Annotated in this window: 25 protein-coding genes; 16 read left to right on the plus strand and 9 right to left on the minus strand. The window is 65.9% G+C overall.

The genetic code is table 11. The features are described from left to right. The first annotated feature begins 148 nt into the window (after positions 1–148). The gene (locus ACSQ9E_RS05230) at positions 149–634 is read left to right on the plus strand and encodes a GFA family protein (protein WP_057205523.1); all 486 of its coding nucleotides are present in this window, start codon (positions 149–151) and stop codon (positions 632–634) included. Between the two features lie 33 nt (positions 635–667). On the opposite strand, the gene ACSQ9E_RS05235 is transcribed toward ACSQ9E_RS05230, so the two are convergent. Further along, positions 668–1,261 carry a hypothetical protein gene (locus ACSQ9E_RS05235; protein ID WP_427999846.1) on the minus strand — a complete coding sequence of 198 codons (594 nt, stop codon included), beginning with the start codon at positions 1,259–1,261 and terminating at the stop codon, positions 668–670. A gap of 89 nt (positions 1,262–1,350) precedes the next feature. Further along, on the minus strand, positions 1,351–2,055 hold the full coding sequence (locus ACSQ9E_RS05240) for a class I SAM-dependent methyltransferase (protein WP_436217094.1): 705 nt from the start codon (positions 2,053–2,055) through the stop codon (positions 1,351–1,353). A gap of 155 nt (positions 2,056–2,210) precedes the next feature. Between ACSQ9E_RS05240 and ACSQ9E_RS05245 the strand changes: the two genes are divergently transcribed. The 5 genes from ACSQ9E_RS05245 to ACSQ9E_RS05265 all read left to right on the plus strand — a co-directional run bounded on the left by ACSQ9E_RS05245 (position 2,211) and on the right by ACSQ9E_RS05265 (position 4,942). Beyond that, on the plus strand, positions 2,211–2,705 hold the full coding sequence (locus tag ACSQ9E_RS05245) for a helix-turn-helix domain-containing protein (protein WP_436220188.1): 495 nt from the start codon (positions 2,211–2,213) through the stop codon (positions 2,703–2,705). After that, entirely contained in the window at positions 2,705–3,148 is a 444-nt protein-coding gene (locus ACSQ9E_RS05250) for a VOC family protein (RefSeq protein WP_436217095.1), read from the plus strand. Before ACSQ9E_RS05245 ends, ACSQ9E_RS05250 begins: the two co-directional genes overlap by 1 nt. Continuing rightward, entirely contained in the window at positions 3,145–3,366 is a 222-nt protein-coding gene (locus ACSQ9E_RS05255; RefSeq protein ID WP_436217096.1) for a hypothetical protein, read from the plus strand. The genes ACSQ9E_RS05250 and ACSQ9E_RS05255 overlap by 4 nt, the downstream gene beginning before the upstream one ends. A 170-nt stretch (positions 3,367–3,536) precedes the next feature. Continuing rightward, positions 3,537–4,409 (plus strand): DMT family transporter, encoded by an 873-nt coding sequence (locus ACSQ9E_RS05260; protein ID WP_436179228.1) that lies wholly within the window; start codon positions 3,537–3,539, stop codon positions 4,407–4,409. A gap of 179 nt (positions 4,410–4,588) precedes the next feature. Beyond that, on the plus strand, positions 4,589–4,942 hold the full coding sequence (locus ACSQ9E_RS05265) for a hypothetical protein (protein WP_436179227.1): 354 nt from the start codon (positions 4,589–4,591) through the stop codon (positions 4,940–4,942). A 20-nt stretch (positions 4,943–4,962) separates the two neighbouring features. Here ACSQ9E_RS05265 and ACSQ9E_RS05270 read toward each other — a convergent pair whose 3' ends face one another. Then, positions 4,963–5,865, minus strand: coding sequence for a LysR family transcriptional regulator (locus ACSQ9E_RS05270; protein ID WP_436217097.1), 903 nt, complete (start codon positions 5,863–5,865; stop codon positions 4,963–4,965). A 92-nt stretch (positions 5,866–5,957) separates the two neighbouring features. Between ACSQ9E_RS05270 and ACSQ9E_RS05275 the strand changes: the two genes are divergently transcribed. From ACSQ9E_RS05275 to ACSQ9E_RS05285, 3 genes are all read left to right on the plus strand, one after another. After that, the gene (locus ACSQ9E_RS05275; RefSeq protein WP_427999851.1) at positions 5,958–6,956 is read left to right on the plus strand and encodes a Bug family tripartite tricarboxylate transporter substrate binding protein; all 999 of its coding nucleotides are present in this window, start codon (positions 5,958–5,960) and stop codon (positions 6,954–6,956) included. Positions 6,957–6,967: 11 nt separating this feature from the next. Then, positions 6,968–8,617 carry an FAD-dependent monooxygenase gene (locus ACSQ9E_RS05280; protein WP_436217098.1) on the plus strand — a complete coding sequence of 550 codons (1,650 nt, stop codon included), beginning with the start codon at positions 6,968–6,970 and terminating at the stop codon, positions 8,615–8,617. A gap of 183 nt (positions 8,618–8,800) precedes the next feature. After that, positions 8,801–9,739, plus strand: a complete 939-nt coding sequence (locus ACSQ9E_RS05285) for a PA2169 family four-helix-bundle protein (protein WP_427999853.1) — start codon at positions 8,801–8,803, stop codon at positions 9,737–9,739. 292 nt (positions 9,740–10,031) lie between these two features. Here the strand turns inward: ACSQ9E_RS05285 and xth are convergent, their stop codons facing one another. Further along, a complete protein-coding gene (xth, locus tag ACSQ9E_RS05290) occupies positions 10,032–10,808 on the minus strand; it encodes an exodeoxyribonuclease III (RefSeq protein ID WP_436217099.1) in 777 nt (258 codons plus the stop codon). Positions 10,809–11,065: 257 nt separating this feature from the next. Here xth and ACSQ9E_RS05295 point away from each other — a divergent pair, with 257 nt between their 5' ends. From ACSQ9E_RS05295 to ACSQ9E_RS05305, 3 genes are all read left to right on the plus strand, one after another. Continuing rightward, on the plus strand, positions 11,066–11,191 hold the full coding sequence (locus ACSQ9E_RS05295; protein ID WP_427999855.1) for a hypothetical protein: 126 nt from the start codon (positions 11,066–11,068) through the stop codon (positions 11,189–11,191). A gap of 135 nt (positions 11,192–11,326) precedes the next feature. After that, positions 11,327–15,490 (plus strand): beta strand repeat-containing protein, encoded by a 4,164-nt coding sequence (locus ACSQ9E_RS05300; protein WP_436217100.1) that lies wholly within the window; start codon positions 11,327–11,329, stop codon positions 15,488–15,490. Positions 15,491–15,767: 277 nt separating this feature from the next. Continuing rightward, entirely contained in the window at positions 15,768–16,136 is a 369-nt protein-coding gene (locus ACSQ9E_RS05305; protein WP_057205546.1) for a hypothetical protein, read from the plus strand. Positions 16,137–16,149: 13 nt separating this feature from the next. On the opposite strand, the gene ACSQ9E_RS05310 is transcribed toward ACSQ9E_RS05305, so the two are convergent. From ACSQ9E_RS05310 to ACSQ9E_RS05320, 3 genes are all read right to left on the minus strand, one after another. Continuing rightward, entirely contained in the window at positions 16,150–16,641 is a 492-nt protein-coding gene (locus ACSQ9E_RS05310) for a dihydrofolate reductase (RefSeq protein ID WP_057205547.1), read from the minus strand. Positions 16,642–16,675: 34 nt separating this feature from the next. Further along, a complete protein-coding gene (locus ACSQ9E_RS05315) occupies positions 16,676–17,287 on the minus strand; it encodes a DUF4337 domain-containing protein (RefSeq protein ID WP_057205549.1) in 612 nt (203 codons plus the stop codon). Between the two features lie 97 nt (positions 17,288–17,384). Next, positions 17,385–18,254, minus strand: a complete 870-nt coding sequence (locus tag ACSQ9E_RS05320; RefSeq protein ID WP_436217101.1) for a thymidylate synthase — start codon at positions 18,252–18,254, stop codon at positions 17,385–17,387. A 115-nt stretch (positions 18,255–18,369) separates the two neighbouring features. On the opposite strand from ACSQ9E_RS05320, the gene ACSQ9E_RS05325 reads away from it, so the two are divergent. Beyond that, positions 18,370–18,882 (plus strand): N-acetyltransferase family protein, encoded by a 513-nt coding sequence (locus ACSQ9E_RS05325; RefSeq protein ID WP_427999859.1) that lies wholly within the window; start codon positions 18,370–18,372, stop codon positions 18,880–18,882. 147 nt (positions 18,883–19,029) lie between these two features. On the opposite strand, the gene ACSQ9E_RS05330 is transcribed toward ACSQ9E_RS05325, so the two are convergent. Both ACSQ9E_RS05330 and ACSQ9E_RS05335 read right to left on the minus strand, forming a co-directional pair. Further along, a complete protein-coding gene (locus ACSQ9E_RS05330) occupies positions 19,030–19,323 on the minus strand; it encodes a DUF4148 domain-containing protein (RefSeq protein ID WP_305746265.1) in 294 nt (97 codons plus the stop codon). Positions 19,324–19,400: 77 nt separating this feature from the next. Then, positions 19,401–19,694: a DUF4148 domain-containing protein gene (locus ACSQ9E_RS05335; RefSeq protein ID WP_145699468.1), complete on the minus strand. Its 294-nt coding sequence runs from the start codon at positions 19,692–19,694 to the stop codon at positions 19,401–19,403. Between the two features lie 439 nt (positions 19,695–20,133). On the opposite strand from ACSQ9E_RS05335, the gene ACSQ9E_RS05340 reads away from it, so the two are divergent. The 3 genes from ACSQ9E_RS05340 to ACSQ9E_RS05350 all read left to right on the plus strand — a co-directional run bounded on the left by ACSQ9E_RS05340 (position 20,134) and on the right by ACSQ9E_RS05350 (position 23,326). Beyond that, positions 20,134–21,465, plus strand: a complete 1,332-nt coding sequence (locus ACSQ9E_RS05340; protein ID WP_436217102.1) for an ABC transporter substrate-binding protein — start codon at positions 20,134–20,136, stop codon at positions 21,463–21,465. A 141-nt stretch (positions 21,466–21,606) separates the two neighbouring features. Then, positions 21,607–22,467, plus strand: coding sequence for a carbohydrate ABC transporter permease (locus ACSQ9E_RS05345; RefSeq protein ID WP_057205556.1), 861 nt, complete (start codon positions 21,607–21,609; stop codon positions 22,465–22,467). Positions 22,468–22,486: 19 nt separating this feature from the next. Further along, on the plus strand, positions 22,487–23,326 hold the full coding sequence (locus ACSQ9E_RS05350; RefSeq protein WP_436217103.1) for a carbohydrate ABC transporter permease: 840 nt from the start codon (positions 22,487–22,489) through the stop codon (positions 23,324–23,326). Positions 23,327–23,332: the final 6 nt, after the last annotated feature.

Here is a 23,332-nt window from a genome sequence, read left to right on the forward strand (position 1 = left end):
CCTGCCCGTGGGGCATGGTCAAAAGGGCTTCGGGACATGTTCCGAAGCCCTTTTTTCTTTGCTTGTCTGGGGATGCGCAGCGCTCCTACAGGTCGCGCCAGCAGGGCTGTGTAGGCTGTGAGGCCTGCTCCAAAGCTGAGGACCTGCCATGCACCTCGAAGGCTCCTGCCATTGCCGCGCCGTCCGCTTCTCGCTCGAAGCCGACAGTCCCGTGCCCTTCATGCACTGCCACTGCTCCATCTGCCGCAAGACGGCGGGCGGGGGCGGCTACGCCATCAACCTGGGCGGCGATGCGCGCACGCTCAAGGTCCAGGGCGCCAGGCACCTGGGCACCTACCATGCGGTCATGCGCGAAGAGGGCCAACGCGCCAGGCGCTCCAAGGCCGAACGCAAGTTCTGCCTGCAATGTGGCAGCGCCCTGTGGCTATGGGATCCGCGCTGGCCCGAACTGGTCCATCCCCATGCCTCGGCCATCGACACCCCCCTGCCCAAGCCCCCGGAGCTGGTCGAAGGCATGCTCGAATTTGTGGCCAACTGGGTCGATGTGCCCAAGGGCAAGGGCCACAGGCACTACCAGGCGTTTCCAGCCGAATCACTGGCCGAGTGGCATGAGCGGCATGGGCTGAAAGGCTGACGCGCAGGGTCGAGGACCCAACGCGCATGGTCATCACCGTTCCTTGTTTCCGACGAAGGTGCTGCCGTACACGGTCATGAGAAAAAGAAACATCAAAATGTGGAACAGGTAGTCGCCAACGCGGTTCTTGTCCTTCAAGTACCTGGCCTTGGACTGTTCGTAAGAAACCAGGGTGGTCTGGTCGGTCCGAATCTCAAAGCAGAGCGGGATTTGCTCGTACATTTTTGCTGTCGACATCAGCACGGTCACGGGCTGGTCCCTCAGTGAACGCATCAGGTCAAGGTTGTCGGCGTGATTCTGGCTCAGGCAGCTGGGCCCGCCGCTTCCTGCAGCGCAGTTGCATTTTTTCAAATTGCCGTCACTCGCTTCAACAGTGGTCGCGTACCCTTTGCTGTTGGGTCTGATGAAAGGCATCTTGTAGATGCCGTGCACTTCCGTCAAATCGCTTTTCTCCGGGATTTCCAGCATGGCAAGACGCAGTACAGGAAAAATGGATGCGGCGGCAGCCATCCACCATATCCATCGGAACTTCGCAAAAAGGAGCCGCCAGATGGCGCTGGGCAAATGCATGTTTCTCGCGTTGTCGTAGGTCGTTGGGCTGTCTGGCGCCCGCATCATCGCCGACATGGCCGACGGGACTGTTCCTCCGCCCTGCGAAGATTCAAGGCTTTGGATTCGGGCGGGATTCTGCTAGCTGGTTTCGGCTGCCCCTGTCTTTAGGCATACGCAACCCACCCCCGAAACGCCAGCCCTGCATAGAACAGGCGGACGCCGCTGAAGCCGGCCTGCTCCAGCAGCGCTTCCTCCTCGTCCGGGCTGAGCAAGGGCAGGGCAGTATCGATGGCGGTGGCTGCCCGGCGTGCAGCTTCAGGGTCTACGCCCGATGCGATGGCGAAGGCGGTATAGCGCGAGAGCCACTGGCTGCGCTCGGCCTGCGATGCCAGCGGAAAGCTCAAATGTGCCGCTACCAGGGGGGCGCCGGGCTGCAGGCGCTGGCGGATGGCCTGCAACGTGGCCAGCCTTTCATCCGGGGGCAAGAAATGCAGGGTGAGCAGGCAGGACGCGGCATCGAAGGGGCCTGCAGGCGCGGTGTGCACATAGCCGTGGTGGAAGTCCACGCGCTCCGCCAACGGCCCGAGCGTGTTCTGCGCCAGCTGCAGCATGGGCTCGGACGGGTCCACCCCCACAAAGCGCCACTGTGGCTGTGCCTGGGCGAAGACGCCCAGCTCGGCACCCCCGCCTGCGCCGACCACAAGCACCTTGGCCAGGGGCGGCGCACGCTCGGCCAGCAGCACGCCGGCCATTTTCTGCAGGTCGTCCGAGCCGGGCACCAGGCGGCGGGTGCGGTCTGCGTAGGACGCAACGGCCTGGGCATTGGCGAATGGAGCGGTCGGCTTGGCGCTGGTGGAGGCGATAGACATGGCTGCGTGGCATTCAAGTAACTTTAATTGTTGCATATTTATTGAGATCTCTGCAAGCCAGCGCTGGCTGGGTGCCAGCATGGGTCGCCGACAATGGGACCGCTGATCCGAGGTCCCATGACTCCACCCCCTACAACAGATACTCCACTTCCGTACTGCCGGCCGCGGGCAGCCTGCAGGATCCGGCCCTGCTGCGGCGCCTGCTGCGTGCCAAGGACCGGATGGACGCAGCCTCGCACGAGGCCTGGCCCGTGGAACGACTGGCCGAGGTGAGCGGTGTCTCGCAGGCGCATTTCGCGCGCTCGTTCAAGCAGGCCTTCGGCGTTCCGCCGCACCGCTACCTGCTCACGCGGCGCATCGAGCAGGCGTCGACCCTGCTGCGCGACACCGACTGGCCCGTCACCGACATCGCATTTGCCACCGGCTGGGAGAGCCTGGGCACATTTGGCCGCATCTTTCGCGACATCACCGGCAAAAGCCCCAGCGTGCTGCGGCGGGAGGCACGGGCCGAGGTGGGGCCGCTCGCCAGCATGCCGGCGTGCATCCTCAAGGCCGCAGAGCGGCCGGACCTCACGATCGCAGTTTTGGAGAAGCGCCGCCGCGCAGCGGCCGGTACAAACAGGTCTTCGACAAGCAAGGAGATCGAGTGATGACGACAGCGATGATGGACCCGCCCACCCAGGGCATCGGTGTGGTGGGCGTGTACGTGGACGATCAGGACAAGGCGCTGGCCTTCTATGTGGACCAGCTCGGCTTTCGCGTGCACACGGACGTGCGCAATGGCAGCTACCGCTGGCTCACGGTGCAGCACCCGGAGCAGCCCTCGTTCCAGCTCGGGCTGTTCGCCCCGGGGGCGCCCCTGCACGATGAAGCCACGGCCCAGACGCTGCGCGCCATGGTGGCCAAGGGCGCCATGCCGCCCCTGGTCTGGCATGTGGCCGATTGCCGTGCCCTCTGTGCGACGTTGCGCGAGCGCGGCGTGGAGTTCACGCAGGAGCCGGTGGACCGCTATGGCAATGTCGATGCGGGCTTTCGCGATCCTGCGGGCAACGGCTGGAAGCTCATCCAGTTGGCCCAGGGGGCCCCGCTATGAACGGCCTGGGGCTCTGGCTGCGGCGCACCCACCGCTGGGTGTCCATGGTGTTCACCTTGACCATCGTTGCCAACTTCGCGGCCATGGCTCAGGGTGTCCCGCCCGCGTGGGTCACCTATGCACCCTTGGCACCGCTGGCACTGCTGCTGCTCACTGGGCTGTACCTGTTCGTGCAGCCCTGCCTTGCGCGGTGGCGAACCAACACGCACCACGGCTGACAGGCGTAGCCGAACGGTCATCTGGCAGTCGCCCGGCATGTGCGGCCAATGAACGGCACAATCGCGCGGCAGCAAGGCCGGACCTTGCCTCGCCCGGTCCCGTTTTCGTATCGCCATGACTGCTGCCGGTGCCTGGTGCGCCGGCACTGGTGCTTCTGCATTTCTGCCCCATGCAATCTCCGCTGCCCGTCTTCGCCCTGCTGTTCAATGCCTTCGTATGGGGCCTGGCCTGGTGGCCGTTCCGGTTGATGCATGGGGCGGGCCTGCACCCGCTGTGGGCCACGGCCGCGATGTATGCGGTGGTGCTGCTGGGCCTGCTGACCCTGCGGCCGGGCATCCTCGCGCAGGTGCGCCAGCACCCGGGGCTGTGGCTGCTGGCGCTGGCATCGGGCCTGAACAACGTGGCCTTCAATTGGGCCGTGACGGTGGGCGATGTGGTGCGCGTGATCCTGCTGTTCTACCTCATGCCCGCCTGGGCGGTGCTGCTGGCCTGGCGCATCCTGGGCGAGCGGCCCACGCCCATGGCCATCGCGCGGCTGCTGCTGGCCTTCACCGGCGTGGTCCTGGTGCTGCTGCCCGGGGACGCATCGCCTGCCAGCCTGCTGCAGGGCCTGTCCATGGCCGATGGCCTGGCATTGATGGGCGGTTTCATGTTCGCCCTGGTCAACGTGACTGTGCGCCGCCTGCACGCCGTGCCGGGGCAGGCGCGCATGTTCGCCATGTTCGGCGGCTGCATGCTGATGGCGCTGCTGGCGGCCTTTGTCGGTATGCAGTTCGGGGTGGTGGACCCCTTCCCCGCCTTCAACGCCACCTGGGCCGTCACCGGGCTGCTGCTGTCGGGCGTGCTGATGCTGGGCAACTGGGCGCTGCAGTTCGGCGCCTCGCGCCTGACGGCGGGCACCACGGCCGTGGTCATGCTGTCGGAGGTGGTGTTCGCCAGCGTGTCCTCGGTGCTGCTGTCGGCCTCGCAACTGGAGCCGCGCACGGTGCTGGGGGGCTCGCTGATCCTGTTCGCGGCCTTGCTGGCCTCGTTGCGGCGCTGAGCGATTGCGGGGCAAATTTCGGTAGGTGACTTTTGGCGAGGGGCCTACGATGTCCGGATACCCAACTTCCGGCGGCGTGTCCGCACCCGGTGAATACCATGTCCGTCGAATCCGCAGCTTCTGTACCCGCGCCGTCCGCATCACTTCCCAGATGGGCTGGCTGGTACGCAGCATGGGGCATGCCGATGACCTATGTCCTCCTCGTCGCATTGGGTGTCATGGGTGTGCGTTTGCCTGCCATGGGGTTGAAGCTCGCCGTGGGCGGCGGTGCCTTCCTGCTCGCCAGAAGGCATCTCAAGGACTACCCTACCGACGGGTATGCCTTGGCCTTGCGCAAGGTGGTCCGGATGCAGATCGTGGTGATGCTGCTGATTGAGCTTGGTACGCTGGCCATGGTGTTTGTGGTACCGGCGGAGACCCTTGGCGCGGTGGCACTCGGCGGCATGTTGCTCGGCTTCTTGCTGCACTGCGCCATCGGGGTCTGGGGCACGCTGCGGCTCAATGCACTGGTCAGGTCTGCAGTGCAGACCTGACCCGGATTCGTCTACAGCGGTCAACCGGGCAAGCGCGCCGCGGCCCGCTTGAGCGCCGCCGCAAATGCCAGCGCCGAGGGCTTGGGCTGCGTGCCGCGGCGCGACACCAGGTACAGGTCCAGGTGCGCCACGGGCTCGCGCAGCATGGCCACCCCGAGGCCTTGGCGCAGGCATTCCTCCATCGCGAACGAGGGGATGATGGCGTGGCCCCGGCCGGCGCGCACCATGCCGATGATGGTGCCCAGCAGGTTCATGCGCGGGCGTTCCTCGTGTGTGCGGCCCAGGCGGGACAGGTGCTTTTCGATCACCACCTGGATCGGATTGCCCGAGGGCAGGCTCACCAGGGGCAGGCCTGCGAGGCTGCTCCAGGGCAGGCTTTCCGCGAGACCGCTGCTGCCTGCGCCGGGCGGGCTGATGCGCATGAGCCGGAACTTGCACAGGGGCTGGCGCGACAGGCCCACGGCCGGCTTGACGAAGAATCCGAAGCCGATGTCCGCCTCGCCCTCCAGCACCTCCTGGCGCACGGTGCCCACCTCGACATCGGCCAGGTGCACCTGCACCTGGGGATGGGTCTCGGCAAAGCCGCGCACCACGTCGGGCAGCAGGCTGGCCGAGATCATGGGCGTGGCCGCCACCAGCAGGCGTGAGCGCACCGCAGACTCGCTGCCATCGAGCACGGCACCCAGCGTGCGCAGCTCGCCGACGATGCGCTCGGCCACCGGCTGCAGCCGCCGGCCGGCATCGGTGAGCGTGAGCGAGCGCGTGGTGCGGTTGAAAAGGCGCGCACCCATCTGCTCCTCCAGCTCCTTGACCAGCATGCTCATGCCCGAGGGCGACAGATGCACCTGCTCGGCCGCCTTGGCAAAGCTCTGCAGGCGTGTCACCTCCAGAAAGGCGTGCAGCTGGCGGCTGCTGACATTCATCAGTTTTGTTGACGAATTCATCAGAAATTTCCGTTTGATTCAAATCAAGACTGTCGTTGTAATTGTGGTCCAACTTCCAACGAGACAAAACCATGACCCTTGCCACTCCGTTGCCGCCGCCCTCCCTTCAACGCAGGCGCCTGGTGCTCGGCGCCCTGGCCACGGTGGCGGCGCCCCTGGTCCGGGCGCAGGCCGGTGGTGCGGATACGCCGGTGCGCCTGGTCGTGCCGTTCACGCCTGGCACGGGCATCGACCTGATCGCGCGCCAGATCGCGGCGCCACTGTCCGAACGTCTCAAGCGGCCCTTCTTCGTCGACAACAAGGCAGGCGCCTCGGGGATCATCGGTACGCAGGAAGTGGTGCGTGCGCCAGCCGACGGCGCAACGCTGCTGGTCAGCGTGAACACGCTGGTGATGAACATGGCGCTGTACCCCAAGCAGGGCTTCAACCCGCTGACCGATCTGCAGCCCGTGGGCCAGACGAGCTGGGGGCAACTGCTGCTGGTGGCCAGCGAGGGCTCGAAGATCCAGTCGCTCAAGGAACTGGTCGAGCGCGCTCGGGCCAAGCCCGGCGCGCTCAACTACGGCTCGCCCGGCGCGGGCACGCCGCACCACCTGGCCATGGAGCTGCTCAAGAACCGGGCGAAGATTTCGCTCACGCACATCAGCTACCGGGGCACGGCGCCTGCCGTGACCGACCTGCTGGGCGGGCAGATCGACGCGATGTTCCTGCCCATCCACGTGGCCCTGCAGCATGTGAAGGCGGGCAAGCTCAAGGCGCTGGCCATCAGCTCCGGCACGCCCCATCCCCTGCTGCCCGAAGTGCCTTCGCTGAACAGCCTGAAGCTCGGTGATCTCAACGTGGACATGTGGTACGGCGTGTTCGCACCGGCCGGCACGCCTCGCGCCTATGTCGACCGGCTGAACACCGAGCTGCGCGAGGTGCTGGCGGCGCCTGCCGTGGCCAAGTCCTTCGAGACCCAGGGCATGACGCCCGCCCACAGCACGCCCGATGCCTTCAAGAAGCTCGTGGCGGCAGACGCCAAGCGCTGGTCGGACCTCATCAAGGCCCAGGGCATCACCGCGGAATGAACCAGAAAGCAATGAACACAATGAGCAACAAGGACCAGGCCATGGCAGAACAGCAGGACGCCGAGGTGGTCATCGTCGGCGGTGGGCCCGTGGGCATGGGCCTTGCCATCGAGCTGGGCCAGCGTGGCGTGCGCACCATCGTCGTGGAGCGCTACCTGCAGCCCCAGCCCATCCCCAAGGGACAGAACCTGACCCAGCGGACCATGGAGCACTTCCATTTCTGGGGGGCCGAAAAGGAGCTGCGTGCCGCCCGCACCATCCCCGTGGAATACGGCATCGGTGGCCTGACGGCGCACGGCACGCTGCTGGGCCCCCACAGCTACGACTGGCTGCAGCGCGACCTGGTCAAGCCCTATTACTTCACCGGCAACGAGCGGCTGCCGCAGTACGCGACGGAGGCGGTGCTGCGTGCCCGTGTGGCCGAACTGCCCTCGGTGCAGACCGTGTACGGCTGGGAGGCCAAGGCCGTGGTGCAGGATGCCGACGGGGTGTCGGTCACCATCACCGAGCGTGGTGGCAGCGGCGAACGCGTGCTGCGCAGTGCCTATGCCGTGGGGTCGGACGGCGCACGCTCCGTCGTGCGTGAGCAGGCGGGCATCACCCAGACCCGCACCGACCATGACCGCATGATGGTGTTGCTGGTGTTCCGCTCGCCCGGCCTGCACCAGTTGCTCGAACGCTACCCCGGCAAGTCCTACTACAACGTGCTGCAGCCCGAACTCCAGGGCTACTGGAAGTTCTTTGGCCGGGTGGACCTGGGCAACACCTGGTTCTTCCACGCCCCCGTGCCGCCAGGCACGACCAAGGACAACTTCGATTTTGCGGCCTACCTGCACGAAGCGGTGGGTGCTCAATTCGACGTGGAGTTCGAGCACATCGGATTCTGGGATCTGCGCTTCATGCTGGCCGACAACTACCGCAACGGCCGCGTCTTCGTCGCCGGCGATGCGGCGCACAGCCACCCGCCCTACGGAGGCTATGGCGTCAACTCGGGGCTCGAGGATGCGCGCAACCTGGGCTGGAAGCTGGCTGCCGTGCTGCAGGGCTGGGGTGGTGAGCGCCTGCTCGATTCGTACGACGGCGAGCGCCGGCCGGTGTTTGCCTCCACCATGCGCGACTTCATCGCCAAATCCATCGACACGGACCGCGAATTCCTCGACACCCACGACCCGGCGCGCGACCTTGCCGCCTTCGAGACCGCCTGGAATGCGCGTGCCCAGGGCGCCGTGGGCGAGGTGCATGCCTTCGAGCCCCACTACGAGGGTTCAAGCGTGGTCTGGGGCTGCGAGGGCCGCACCAGCAGCGCCAAGGGATCGCACCGCTTTGACGCGCGGCCCGGGCACCATCTGGCGCCTGCCGTGCTGCCGTCGGGCAGGAACGTTTACGAGGAACTGGGCCCCGGCTTTTCCCTGTTGGCCTTTGGCGCCGACGCCGTGGCGGTGCAGGCCTTTCGCGATGCAGCGGCGGTCAAGGCGCTGGCGTTGACGGTGGTTCAGGCGCAGGGCGCTGGCGAGCATGAACGCTACGGCGCGCAACTGGTGCTGGTGCGCCCGGACCAGTTCGTCGCCTGGACCAGCAGCGAGGCCGGCATGTCGGCGGCGCATGCCCGCGAGGTGCTGGAGCGTGCCGCTGGCGGGCTTTTGGAGACGGTCGCTGCTTGACCCCATGCGCCGCGTGCAGGTTGTTGCCTCTTTGGCAACGCCTTCAGCCGCGTGGCGGGATGGCCTGGGGCTCTGCACGCGCGGGGGGCCCTCTGTCCTACACCTGCACCCTCTGCATGCCGACCCTGGCGTCGAGAGCTGCCAACCACAATGAAGTCACTGTCAACCAACCGGAGACTTCTTATGTCGGATTTCAACGATGCCAACCGCGATCCCCTGACCAATGAACCTGGTGCCCACCCGGTGGGTACGGGTGTGGGTGCTGCCATGGGCGGCGCTGCAGCCGGTGCTGCTGCGGGGGCGCTTGGCGGTCCCGTCGGCGCCGCCATCGGCGGGGTTGCCGGTGCTGTTGTGGGTGGCCTTGCAGGCAAGGCTGCTGGCGAAGCCGTCAACCCCACGAACGAAGACGCCTACTGGCGCGAGAATTACCACCGTGAACCCTACTTTGTGGGTGGCCGCACGTACGACCAATACCGCCCTGCCTATGAACTGGGTTGGAGTTCGGTGGGCCGTTACGAGGGCGACTATGACGCCGTCGAACCCCGTCTCGCCGATGACTGGCGCGCCCGCCATGGCAACGATGGCCTGGCCTGGACGGATGTTCAGCCCGCCACCCGCGCTGCCTACGAACGTGCCTACAACAGCCAGCCGCTGGAAGTCACTGGGGAGATCGACAACGACGACGTGATCGACACCTTGAACGATCTGCTGGAATCGGCCCGCGACGGCGAGTATGGCTTTCACGCCAGCGCTGAGCACGCCGATGCGGGCGAACTCAAGGGCATCTTCCAACGCCACTCGCGTGAATGCGCAGCAGCAGGTGCCGAGCTGGAGCGCGAGATCCGCGCCCGCGGCGGCGAGCCCGTCAGCGGCGGCACCGTGGCAGGTGCACTGCACCGCGGCTGGGTGTCCGTGAAGACGGCGCTCTCCACGCAGGACGACAAGGCCGTGCTGGAAGAGTGCGAGCGCGGTGAAGACGCTGCGGTGGCCCGCTACCGCAAGGCCCTGAAAGCCAACCTGCCGCAGGACCTGCGTGCCCTGGTACAGCGCCAGGCCGATGGTGCCCAGCGCAACCACGACGAAGTGAAGGCCTTGCGCGACAGCTTCAACCCTGCACGTTGATGGTCTGCACGTGATCAGCCGGCTGGCCTGACTCCCAGTCCTCCTGTTCGCAGGCCGACTGGAAACTGGCCAGCCGCAACCGTGAGGGCATTGCCGTGCTTTAAAAGAGAAGGCATCGCAGTTGCTCCCCCGCCATCGCCGCCATGGGCTTTGCCCATGGCGGCGATGTGAGTTGGGGCTCAGAAAACAGCGCGATGGGCCGTGGAAGTTTTCGCACCACAGCTTTTCTGCAGCGCTGGCCCGGCCCTGAACGGCGGCCCGTGCAATGGCGCTGGTGGCCGCCCACCTGCCATCATTCCAGCGTCACCACCACCGGTGCGTGGTCGCTCGGCTGCGGGTTCTTGCGCGGGGCTCGGTCCACCACGCACGCCGTCACGCTGCTGCGCAGGGCTTCGCTCACCAGGATATGGTCGATGCGCAGCCCCCGGTTCTTCTGGAAGCCCAGCATGCGGTAATCCCACCACGAGTAGATCTTCTCGGGCTGCTCGAACATGCGGAAGCTGTCCGTGAGGCCCAGCTCCAGCAGCGCCTTGAAGTGGTTGCGCTCTTCGGTGGTGTGGTGGATGGTTTCGCGCAGGCCCACCGGGTCGTAGGAGTCGCGGTCTTCGGGCGCCACGTTGAAGTCGCCCACCAGGGCCAGCCGCGGGTGGGCCGTCATCTCGGCGCGCACCAGGTCCTGCAGGGCCTGCAGCCAGCGCATCTTGTAAGCGAACTTTTCCGAGCCGGGCTCCTGGCCATTGACGAAGTAGCCGTTGATCAGGCGCAGCGGGCCGGTGGGCGTGCCCAGCGTGGCAATGATCACGCGCGCCTGCGCGTCCTCGTGCGCGGGGATGTTGCGCACCACGTCCGTCATGGGGTGGCGGCTCAGGATGGCGACACCGTTGTAGGTCTTCTGGCCAAAGGCCACGGCCTCGTAGCCCGCCTCCTTGAAGGCGTCGTGCGGAAACTTGTCGTCAGTGAGCTTGAGCTCCTGCAGGCCCAGCGCATCGACCGGGTTGGCGGCCAGCCAGGCCAGCACCTGGGGCAGGCGCACGGAGAGGGAATTGACGTTCCACGTCGCGATCTTCATCACCATCATTGGTCCTTGCTTTTTCAATCGTCCATGGCGGGGCACCGCCGCCGTTGCACCACGGTGGGCACGCTGGGGTGCATCCTATCCTCGATTGGCAGGGGGTGCGCCCCGGGCCTTGGAAGGCGCAGTACGGCGGGCGAGTGAAGCGGCAAGAACTCCATATGCAGGGCATATGCAGATGCCCTGAAAATACTATTGGATTTCATGGAGTCGCAGGCTTATCGTTGGCACAAATAAAACGCTGGAGACAAGCCTTGCCATTCGATTCCACGCTGCCGCTGGCGGCTGCGGCACTGCCCGCCGGCCCTGCAGGCCAGACGCCTTTTCCCATGTACCGGTTCTCGGGCCGACCGCTGTCTGCCCAAGCCCGTAGAACGTAGACACGTTCTTGCTGCGGGTGGTGCGGGCGTTTGCGCCGCTGCCCGACCAGCCTGAGGCTGCCCGCCGGGCCTCGCGCCTCTTTCCCCTCGTTTTCAACCTCCCACTTCGTATTCCGTACCCGGAAGGGCATCGCCATGTCTACGCCAAACGCATCCCACGTCCTGCAGCAAGTCTTCATCCTCGCCACCGGCAATGCCGCGCCGGCCGGCCTGCTCGCCGAGTTCGAGGCGGTGGTGGCCGCCGATGGCCATTTCGGCCGGGTGGCGGCGGCATTCGAGGCGGCCATGGGGCAGATGTCGACCAGCCGGGGCGTCGGGGCGACGGTGCAGCAATTGGCGCTCAACGGCCTGGGGGTGGTGCTCTCGGCCGATGAAGGCCTGGCCATCGCGCGGCTGGCGCAGGAGCAGGGCCTCACCACCTGGGCCAGGCTGATGGATTTCCTGGTCAGTGCCGATTTCGGGATCTACAACGCGCTGGACCACCGCGCCGAAGCGGCCAACGCCTTCAACAGCGCGCTGTCCAGCCAGAACAAGGGCGCGTTGTTCGCCGGGGTGGGCGTGGAGACCGCCGTGCACACCCTGCTGCAGGGCATCGGCGCCACCGATGCCAGCGCGGCCATGGGCATCAGCGGCGTGCAGGCGCTGGCCGGCAGACTCACCGCCGCCGGCATCCAGGGCCATGTGGCGGATGGCTACCTCAAGGGCGCCACCGTGTTTGCCGATGCCAATGGCAACCACCGGCTCGATGCGGGCGAGTGGTCCACCACCACCGATGGCGCGGGCGGCTTCACGCTGCCGGCCAGCGTGCAGGGAACGCTGGTGGCCACCGGCGGCACCGACCTGCTCACCAACAAGGCTTTCAAGGGAATGCTCACCGCACCGGCCGGCAGCACGGTGGTGAACCCCATCACGACCCTGCTGCAGGCGCTGATGGACAAGGGCGGTGCCACCACGACCGTGGAGCAGGCCACGGCCCTGCTCGCCAAGGTGCTGAACCTGCCGGCCGGCATCCATCTGCTGACCTACGACCCGCTGGCCGTGCTGGCCAGCAGCAGCACCAGCGCTGCCGACAAGGCCGTGGCCCTGGGCTACCAGAAGGTGGCGGTGGCACTGGTGAACGTGGTTGGCATCGGCGCGGCCGCGCTGGATGCGGCCGAGGCCAAGGCGGCGCAGCCGGGCGTCGCCACGCCGCACGCGGGCCAGGTGGGCGCAGCGGCGGGCACGCTGATCGCGTCCCTGGCGGATGCCCTCGCCGGCGCGGCGGGGGGAACCGGCGGCGTGGCGAACCTGTCGGACGCCGCCTTCCTGCGTGCCATCGTGGCCGATGCTGCGGGCGACCATGGCCTGCGGCTGGATGCTACCAGCCTGGACCTCATCAGCAAGGTGGTGGATGCCGCCAACGATGCGGTCGGCGCTGCCAGCACGGTGGCGGTGCTGGGCCAGGTGGCCGCAGCGGCCACGGATGCGGCAGGTGCGGTGGCCACGGGCAATTTCCAGGCGGCGGCGAATGGCTTCACGGGCGCTGCCTTCACGGCCGTGGTGCAGCAGCAGGCCGTGGGTGAACTGGCGCCCGGGGTGTCTGCCGGCCAGGGCAACAACCCGCCACCGGCATCCGGTGGCGGCGGTGACGCGAGCGGCGGGACGCCAGGCCCTGTGGACACGCAGGCTCCGGTGCTGACCATCACGAGTTCTGCGGCCGCGCTCAAGACCGGCGGCACCGCGACCATCATGTTCACCTTCAGCGAAGACCCGGGTGCGAGCTTCACCACGACGGACATCACGGCCGTTGGCGGTACTCTGGCTGCGCTGAGCGGCACGGGGCTCGTGCGCACGGCGACCTTCACGGCCACAGCGTCCGCCCACCTGGACACGGGCGGACACATTGTGGTGGCCAAGGACAGCTTCAGCGACGCGGCCGGCAACAAGGGCGCGGCAGCGGCGGTGGATATCGCCACGGTGTTCAACCCGGTGCTGTTCGTGGGCAACAGCGCCACGTTCGCACGCATCGACCCGGCCATGTCGTACAACACCTACGACGCGGCGACCAACCCCTTCGGCGTGCACGACCTGACCTCACCAGCCAATGGCGGGAGCTTCACCAACCTGACCGGTGCCAACCTCTACGAGCCGCACCCCTGGGGCGGCGTGGCGGGGTTGTTCGACAAGTTCGCCGACCAGGTGGGCCTGGGCTACGACGTATCCCTGTCCACCCGCAACGCGGCCACGCTCAAGGGGCACTACCTGAACTCCTCTGCCGCCAACTGGGACATGCGCGGCAACATCGCCAGCCAGAAGTGGGAGATCGTGGTGCTGCAGGACCAGACAGACGAACCGCTGCCCTCGGGCTCCGGTTCCATCACCTTCGCGGCGGGCAGCGCCACGGCCAACCTGGTCATCACGCCCACGGCCGATGGGGCCAAGGAATACGACGAGACCCTGGCGCTCAAGCTGGCCGCGTCGGCAGGCAACTACCGTGTGGGCACCAGCTCCGCGGTGGGTACCACCCTCCTCAACGACGACCCCACTGCGCCCGCCACCAACCCGGCCCTGGCCACGGTGTCGCTGGCGGCCAGCCCCGGCCAGGTGACGGAGGATGGCACGGCCAACCTGGTTTTCACCTTCACGCGCACCGGCTCCACGACCAGCGACCTGGTCGTGGGTTTCACCGCCTTCCGCGATGGCAGCACGTCGCCATCGGTCTCGACCACGGTGTCTGCCAGCCAGGATCTGGAGATGTACACCACCGCCTCGGGCGCATTTTCGGCATCGGGAGGCGGCGGCACATCGCCTTACCGCTTCAGCAGTGGCAATGGCTTTGCCACCAGCGCCGACACGGGTGCCCCCACGACCACGGGAAATGTCTCGTTCACCTCCAACACGGGCTCCATCACCATCAAGGCGGGGCAGACTTCGGCCAGCATCACCCTGGACCCGCATGCCGACAGCACGGTGGAGGCCGACGAGGCCATTCGCCTCACGCTCACCAGCACTGGCTCCGACTACAACCTGGGCACGCTTGGCGCCGTCTCCGGCACCATCGTCAACGACGACTTCGCGGCCGGCACCGACACCAGCCTGCCCAACGTGACGCTGGGCCTGAGCTCGGCTGCGGGCGTGTACGAGAGCGCCGGCCAGAACCTGGTCTATACCTTCACGCGCAGCGGCGATACCAGCGCCGCGCTCACGGTGAACTTCACGGCGGACGGCACTGCCACCTACTTCGCGGCTGATCCGTCCAGGTCCGACTTTGGCATCTCCGCCAACGCCACGCTCACCACCACCTTGGGTGCCAATGCCGACATCGGCGAGTTCCAGAAGTACGCCACGGCGATCGAGAACTTCGTGCACACCGGGGCGGCCGATACCACGACGCAGCCCGGCACCACCATCGCGGGCAACCCGAATGCCGACACGTCGACCGACATGTACCTGTATGCCACCTGGGCGCGGCCCGACATGGTGGCCGGGGCCTACGACATGCTCACCTCGCGCACCCTCAATGGGGCCGGCGCCTACGAGGGTACGGGGGACATCAGCCGGTCGGACACCCAGGCCACGGCCTACTACCTCACCCTCGAGGGCATGACCACCGACCTTCAGAGCGCCTACGCCAACCTGGCCGCGGTCAACCCTGATTTCGTGGGCGTGGCGCCGGTGGGAACAGCCTTCATGAGCGCCGTGCAGAATGGCCTGGCCATCCGCGACCCCTACACGGAGACGGGCGGAGCGAGCGTGTCCGGTGGCGGCAAGATCAATCTCTGGCACGACGACAACCTGCACGCGAGCAAGTACGGCTCCTACCTCTCGGGCCTGGTGCTGTTCGAGACGCTGACGGGCCTTGATGCACGCTCGCTGGGGGCGGGCGACAAGGTGGCGAGCGACCTGGGCATCGACCCGGCCACGGCCGTGGCGCTGCAGAAGGTGGCTTCGGCCACGATGGGCTTCAACCAGGGCTACCAATGGAGCGCCCCCGGCAAGGTGGCCGACCTGGGCGGCACCAACGCCACGGCCACGCTGGCCACGGCCGGGGGCTTCAGCTTTGCGGACCCGGCCTTCGCGGCGCACACGGTGAGCGTCACGCCCACGGCCGGCGCCCTGGGCACGCTGACCGCCCAGGTGCGTTCAGACGGCCATACCGGCCAGGTCAACTGGCTCTATACCGTGGGCAACCAGACCATCGACCCGCTGCTGGCCAGCGGCCAGCAGCGCCACGACCAGTTCACCGTGACCCTGGACGACGGCCATGGGCATATGAGCACACGCCTGGTGGACATCACGCTGGTGGGTACGCCCGTCTGAGGCCGGCTTGCCACCTTGGAACGGTGGGCAACGCGCAGCAAGCTGTGCTCCGCGTCACAGCCTTGCGGGCCGCACCGGCCTATTATTTCCATGCCGGCCTCCAAGCGGCATCCCCTCTTGCGACAAGCAAGTTGCTGCCCGCCTCCGTGCGGGCTTTTTTTTGTGGGCCTGGCAGGCGGTGAACTTCTGGCCGCCTGGCGGTTCAGACAGCGTGGCGCGACGGTGCGAACGCGGCCCCTCGCCACAGACTCCCGAAAAGAAAAAGGAACAAGCAAACATGAGCAGCAGATTCATCAAAACCCTGGTCGCGTCCGCAGTGCTGGCCGGCGCATCGGGCGCCGCCATGGCCGCCGGCGGCCCGCTCGACGGCGTCTACCAGTGCGCGGTGGCTGGCACCGGCGTGTTCGTCACGGTCAGCGGCCAGCCCAGCGGACCTTCGATGTTCACCATCGCGGCCCTGGGCCCGGCGAATTCGCTCTACGGTTACGGCATGGGCACGGCCACGGCCTCGTCGTTCACCGGCACCACCAGCTTCAACCTGCCGTTCACGCTGTCGGTGAGCCAGGGCAACCTGATCGGCAGCATGGGCGTGCTGCAGGGAACCACGGCCGCTCAGCTGCCGGTGAACTGCGCCAAGCTGTTCTGAGCCTGCCGCCCGCTCAGTCTTTGCGCCGCTCCAGCGTCACGAAGCTGTAGGGCAGCCCGTTCGTAGAGGTATGCGCGCTGCGCGCCGTCTCGTGCCAACTGGCATCGAGCACGGGTGCATGGGCATCGCCCTCGAAGTCCTGCGCAATCTCGGTGAGTTCAATGCGGTCGGCCACGGGCTGGGCTTCGGCGTAGACCTGGGCGCCGCCGATCACCCACAGCGTCTGGCCGGGGCTGGCGTGCTGCAACGCCTCCTGCAGGCTGGCGGCGCGCACGGCGCCCTCGACCTGCCAGTCGGCCTGGCGGGTGATGACGATGTTCGTGCGGCCCGGCAGCGGCCGAAAGCGCGGCGGCAGCGAGTCCCATGTCTTGCGGCCCATGACCACTGGGCAGCCCTGGGTCAGCGATTTGAAGCGCGCCATGTCCTCCGGCAAGTGCCAGGGCAGGACGTTGTCCTTGCCGATCACGCCGTTGGCGGCGCGCGCATAGATCATGTGCACGGGCATGGTGGCTTCCTTCGCTTGTGTTCTTCTGACTGGCTTAGATATGCAGCGTGGCCAGCACGCCGACGACGAGGCCGATGGCGGCCACGCCGTACATGCCGTATTCCAGCCATTTCTTGCGCGTGAGCAGGGCGATGGCGGCGAGGGCGATGGCCACCTGCAGCGCCGTGGTGGCCTGGGCCCAGCGGTGGTGCTGGTGCATCTGCTCTTCGCTCTGGCGGTCGAACCTGTGGCTGTCGGCTTCCAGTTTTTCGGCGGCGACCTTGATCTCGTTCTTTTCGCTCTCGTAGCGCTCCACCTTGGACTGGTAGGTGGCCTTGCGGTCATCGGGCGCCAGGTCGCGGGCCAGTTCGGCCAGGGACTGCTTGGTGCTCTTGGACTGGAAGTAGTTCCACTGGTTGGATGCCTCTGTCTTCTTGATGGCCGCGTCGTTCTTGAGCAGGCCGGCATTGGCCTGTGTAGCGCCGCCCATGTACGAGAAGATGGCGCCCACCGTGGCGACGATGGCCGTGAACATCGCGATCTTGCTCATGGACGAGCCGCCGCCCTCCTTGCCGTGGCTGCTTGCGTGGTCGTCGCCGTGGCCCTGGGTGGCATGCTCGACTGCGTGGTCGTGGGGGCCGTGTACGTGAAATCCGCCGGAAGACATAGGGGGTGCTCTTTGTAGTTCGTGAAGGGAGACAGGGGAGATCAGGCAGGGCACCGTGGCGCCTGCGCTGCAGGGATCGCAGGAGGGCGAAGAGGGATCAGACCGCTACGGGCGCCTTGATGGCGGGGTGGCACTGGTAGTCCAGCACCTCGAAGTCCTCGAACTGGTAGTCGAAGATGCTGTCTGGCCGGCGCTTGATGTGCAGCGTGGGGTAGGGGTAGGGCGTGCGTGCCAGCTGGGTCTGCACCTGCTCGTGGTGGTTGCTGTAGATGTGGCAGTCGCCGCCGGTCCAGATGAAGTCGCCCACTTCCAGGTCGCACTGCTGGGCCACCATATGGGTCAGCAGTGCATAGCTGGCGATGTTGAAGGGCACCCCGAGGAAGATGTCGGCACTGCGCTGGTAGAGCTGGCAGCTCAGGGTGCCGCGGCCGCCGGACTCCTGGGCGGGCGCCACGTAGAACTGGAAGAAGGCGTGGCAGGGCATGAGCGCCATCTTGTTCAGCTCGGCCACGTTCCAGGCGCTCACGATGATGCGGCGCGAATCGGGGTTGGACTTGAGTGTCTTGATCACGTCGCTGATCTGGTCGATGTGGCCGCCGTCCGGCGTGGGCCAACTGCGCCACTGAACGCCGTACACCGGCCCCAGGTCGCCGTCCTCGCGTGCCCATTCGTCCCAGATGGTGACGCCGCGCTCCTTGAGCCAGTTGTTGTTGCCCGACCCCGTGAGGAACCACAGCAGCTCCTGGATGATGGAGCGCAGGTGCACCTTCTTGGTGGTGACCAGCGGAAAGCCTTCTTTCAGGTCGAAGCGCATCTGGTGCCCGAACACGCTGGTCGTGCCCGTGCCCGTGCGGTCGGACTTGTGCACGCCGTGCGTGAACACATGGCGCATGAAGTCCTCGTACTGGGAGCGCACGGGGCGGGCGGGCTGGGCTGTGGCTGCCAGGGAGGCAGAAGGCTGGGTCATGGGGTCGATCACTCGCGGTGGGAGGGCGTGGTCATCAAGGGATGGCCATTGCCGACTGCGGATTTTATGCGGAGCGGGAGAATGCGGCGTCTGCCTCCCATACTCCGACCTTGCCATGACAACTTCTGCCGCGCCCGTCGCCATCCGCCCTCTCGAAGCCGCCGATTGGCCCACCGTGTGGCCCATCCTGCGCACGACCTTCCAGGCAGGGGACACGTATTCCTTTGCACCGGATAGCACCGAGGCCGAGATCCACAAGGCCTGGGTGGAACTGCCTGCCGCCACCTTCGTCGCCTGCGGCGTGGGTGGGGAGATTGTGGGCACCTACTTCATCAAGCCCAACCAGACCGGGCTGGGCGCCCATGTGTGCAACTGTGGCTACGTGGTGGCGCGGGCCGCGCAAGGGCTGGGCGTGGCTTCGCTGATGTGCGAGCACTCCCAGCGGCAAGCCGTGGCCATGGGCTTTCGGGCCATGCAGTTCAACCTGGTGGTGGCCAGCAACGTGCGCGCCGTGCGGCTGTGGCAGCACCTGGGCTTTGCGGTCGTGGGCACGCTGCCGGGCGCCTTCAGGCACCGCACGCTGGGCTATGTTGATGCCCATGTGATGTTCAAGACGCTGGTGGCCTGAGCTTCTTCTGCAAACAACAAAGGCCCCGAAGGGCCTTGCTGTGGGTTGGCGACAGGGGCCATGGCCCGAGTACCAGGGGAAACACTTCCACATGGTGGCGGCACCCACGACCGTGAGATGCCACCACCATGGGAAGGCCCGCAACTTTTACATCGAGCCGAGTTCGCCCGAAGAGATCTTGCCCATGCGCACGGCGTCGGCAGCCTGGGCTTGCACGGCAGCGCGGTCGGCGGTCGATTGGTACGACACCACGCGCGAGCCAGCGGGCTCGGTGCTGCGGGTCTTGGCCACGGTGGCGGCGTCGGCCATCACCTCGACACGGGTGCGGCTGGTCTCGAACTTGGTGGCGAACTGCGAAGCATCGGCTTCGTCAGCCTGGGCACCGAAGGAAGCGAAAGCGGCAACAGCGGCGATGGAGAGAAAACGTGCGGTGGTGTTCATGGTGAAACTCCTGTGAAATTCAAAAAATAGGGACGAGGTACTGGGGAATACGGCGCAATACGCCAACTGGATGCGAATTACAGTGCGCCGATTTCGCCGGAGGAGATCTGGCCGGTGCGCACGGCATCGGCAGCCTGGGCACGCACGGCAGCGCGGTCGGCCGTCGACTTGTAGGTCACGACGCGCGAACCGGCGGGCTCGATGCTGCGGGTCTGTGCCACGGTAGCGGCTTCAGCGGCCACTTCGGCGCGGGTGCGGTTGGTTTCGAACTTGGTGGCGAATTGCGAAGCATCGGCTTCGTCGGCTTGGGCACCGAAAGAAGCGAAAGCGGCAACAGCGGCGATGGAGAGGAAGCGTGCGGTCGTGTTCATGATGAAATCCTTGGAAGAAAAAAGTGACTCAAAAAAACCGGAGCAAAAACAACTCTGAACCGGGTTCGGTGAGTCGCCTTGCGGGTTCGGCTCATCGATGGGTTGAACTGTACGCCGTGCGTGATCAAAGAAAAACCACCCAGTCGCAAACTGACTGTTCCAGTTTTGGAAACAGTGGTGAGGCAGCAAACTGCATGCATTCCATGCGTTGCTGTACTTGAGGGTCTTGGCCCGTTTGGACACCACCCATCGCTAATGCACATACCCAGTTGACAAATCTAGGTATAAATCCTGAGATTCTGGCGAAAATTAGTATGTGTATGGGATTTCAAAGTATCAATTGAGCATCAGAGCATCGGTATCGTTCAGGTCATCAATGCCAGCCATCCGACCGGCGTTGAGTGGCAGATCCCATACCAACTACGCAGGAGACGTTTCGATGCCCCGTTCCACCCGTCCACACACCCGCCTGGCCCTGGCCGTTGCCGCCCTGGCGGCCTCGCTGTGCGGCGCCGCTGCGCATGCGCAGACCGAACTCGTGATTGCCACCGTGAACAACGGCCACATGATCGAGATGCAGAAACTGAGCAAGAACTTCGAGCAGGCCAACCCCGACATCAAGCTCAAGTGGGTCACTTTGGAAGAAGGCGTGCTGCGCCAGCGCGTCACCACCGACATCGCCACCAAGGGCGGCCAGTTCGATGTGATGACCATCGGCATGTACGAAGCCCCCATCTGGGGCAAGAAGGGCTGGCTGCAGGAGCTCAAGACCGACGCCGCCTACGACGTGGACGACCTGTTGCCTGCCATGCGCAACGGCCTGTCGGTCGATGGCAAGCTGTTTGCCGCCCCGTTCTACGGCGAAAGCTCGATGCTGATGTACCGCAAGGACCTGGCCGACAAGGCCGGCGTGCAGGTGCCCGAGCGCCCCACCTGGCCGCAGATCAAGGACCTGGCCGCCAAGATCCACGACCCCAAGAACGGCGTGTACGGCATCTGCCTGCGCGGCAAGCCGGGCTGGGGTGACAACATGGCCTTCCTGACCACGTTGGTGAACACCTTCGGCGGCCAGTGGTTCGACATGCAGTGGAAGCCGCAACTCGAATCCAAGCCCTGGAAGGACGCCATCAGCTTCTACGTGGACCTGCTCAAGAACTATGGCCCGCCCGGCTCGTCGGCCAACAGCTTCAACGAAATCCTGGCGCTCACCAACTCCGGCAAGTGCGGCATGTGGATCGATGCGACCATCGCCGCCTCCTTCGTGAGCGACCCCAAGCAGTCCAAGGTCGCCGACCAGATGGCGTTTGCCCAGGCACCCACCATGAACACCCCCAAGGGTGCCAACTGGCTGTGGTCGTGGAATCTGGCCATCCCCGCCGGTTCGAAGAAGGTGGACGCTGCGCAGAAGTTCATCACCTGGTCGACCAGCAAGGACTACATCCAGCTCGTGGCCAAGACCAACGGTTGGGCCAACGTGCCCACCGGCACCCGCAAGAGCACTTACGCCAGCCCCGAGTTCCAGAAGGCAGCGCGCTTTGCCGCGGCCGAGAAGGTGGCCATCGACTCGGCCAATCCGACCGATTCGACCCTGCCCAAGAGTCCTTATGTGGGCGTGCAGTTCGCGGCCATCCCTGAGTTCCAGGCCATCGGCATCGCGGTGGGCCAGCAGATGAGCGCGGCGCTCGCCGGCAAGACCAGCGTGGATGCGGCCCTCAAGGCCAGCCAGGTCTCCGCTGACCGCGAAATGAAAAAGGGCGGCTACTACAAGTAAGCCGCTGGCCGGCCGCCAAGGGCTGATCGGGGTCCACGACTCCTCGCTGCGCGCACGTGCGGCGGGGAGTTTCGGCCTCCCCAATGCCTTGGTGACGGTTTCTACCTTGTCTGGCAACGCCAGATTTCTCCCGGGATTCCCATGAACCGCCTGCTTCCCCGCCTGCTGCTCACGCCAGCCATGGCCACGCTCTTCCTGTGGATGATCGTGCCGCTGGTGATGACGATCTACTTCTCGCTGATCCGCTACAACCTGATGCAGCCGGACCAGACCGGCTTTGCCGGGTTGGAGAACTTCGAGTACTTCGTCACCGACCCTTCGTTCGGCACGGCGGTGGTCAACACGCTGCTGCTGCTCGGTAGCGTGATCCTCATCACGGTGGTGTTCGGTATCGCCATCGCGCTGCTCATCAACGAGCCGTTCGCGGGCCGGGGCATCGTGCGGGTGCTGCTGATCTCGCCGTTCTTCGTCATGCCCACGGTGAATGCGCTGATGTGGAAGAACATGATGATGAACCCCATCTACGGCGTGCTCGCCCAGGTGTGGATGTTCTTCGGCGCGCAGCCGGTGGACTGGCTCACGGACTTGCCGCTGTTCTCGGTCATCGTCATGGTGTCCTGGCAGTGGCTGCCGTTTGCCACGCTGATCTTCATGACCTCGCTGCAGAGCATGAACCACGAGCAGCTCGAGGCCTCGCGCATGGACGGCGCCAACTACCTGCAGCAACTGCGCTACCTGTACGTGCCGCACCTGGCGCGCTCGGTGGCCGTAGTGGTGATGATCGAACTCATATTTTTGCTCAGCATCTTCGCCGAGATCTACACCACCACCGGCGGTGGCCCGGGCGATGCGAGCACCAACGTCACCTTTTTGATCTTCAAGCAGGCGCTGCTCAATTTCGACGCAGGCGTGGCCTCGGCGGGCGCGCTGTTCGCCGTGGTCCTTGCCAACATCGCGGCGGTTTTCCTGATCCGCATGGTCGGCAAGAACCTCGACAAGTAAAAGAAGAAGGACCACCGACATGACCACCCGACGCCGATCCTCCTATCCTCTGGGCCTGCTGGCCCTGCGCACCGTGGCCGCCTGGGGCGTGGCCCTGCTGCTGTTCTTCCCGCTGGCCTGGCTGCTGCTCACCGCGTTCAAGACCGAGCTGCAGGCCATTGCCGTGCCGCCGCAGCTGTTCTTCATCCCCACGCTCGAAAACTTCCACGAGGTGCAAGAGCGCAGCGACTACCTGCTGTACGCCAAGAACTCGGTGATCACCAGTGTGCTCTCCACTGTGGTGGGGCTCATGCTGGCCTCACCCGCAGCCTACGCCATGGCCTTCTTCAAGGGCAAGTACACCAAGGACATCCTGATGTGGATGCTCTCCACCAAGATGATGCCCGCCGTGGGCGCGCTGGTGCCGATCTACGTGCTGGCGCAAAAGAGCCACCTGCTCGACACGCAGCTGGTGCTGATCATCGTGTTCGCGCTGTCCAACCTGCCCATCATGGTCTGGATGCTGTACTCGCACTTCAAGGACATCCCGCGCGAGATCCTGGAGGCCGCGCGCATGGACGGCGCCACCCTGTGGCAAGAGGTGCGCCTGGTGCTGCTGCCCCTGGGCATGGGCGGCCTGGCCTCCACGGGCCTGCTGTGCCTGGTGCTGTCGTGGAACGAGGCCTTCTGGAGCCTGAACCTGAGCGCCGCCAAGGCCGGCACGCTGGCCACGCTGATCGCCTCGTATTCCAGCCCCGAGGGCCTGTTCTGGGCCAAGCTGTCTGCAGCCTCGCTGATGGCGATTGCGCCCATCGTGGTCTTTGGCTGGTTCAGCCAGAAGCAGCTGGTGCAAGGCCTGACCTTTGGCGCCGTGAAGTAGCGCGCA

The organism is Acidovorax sp. LjRoot118, from assembly GCF_964253575.1.
GTDB lineage: Bacteria > Pseudomonadota > Gammaproteobacteria > Burkholderiales > Burkholderiaceae_C > Acidovorax.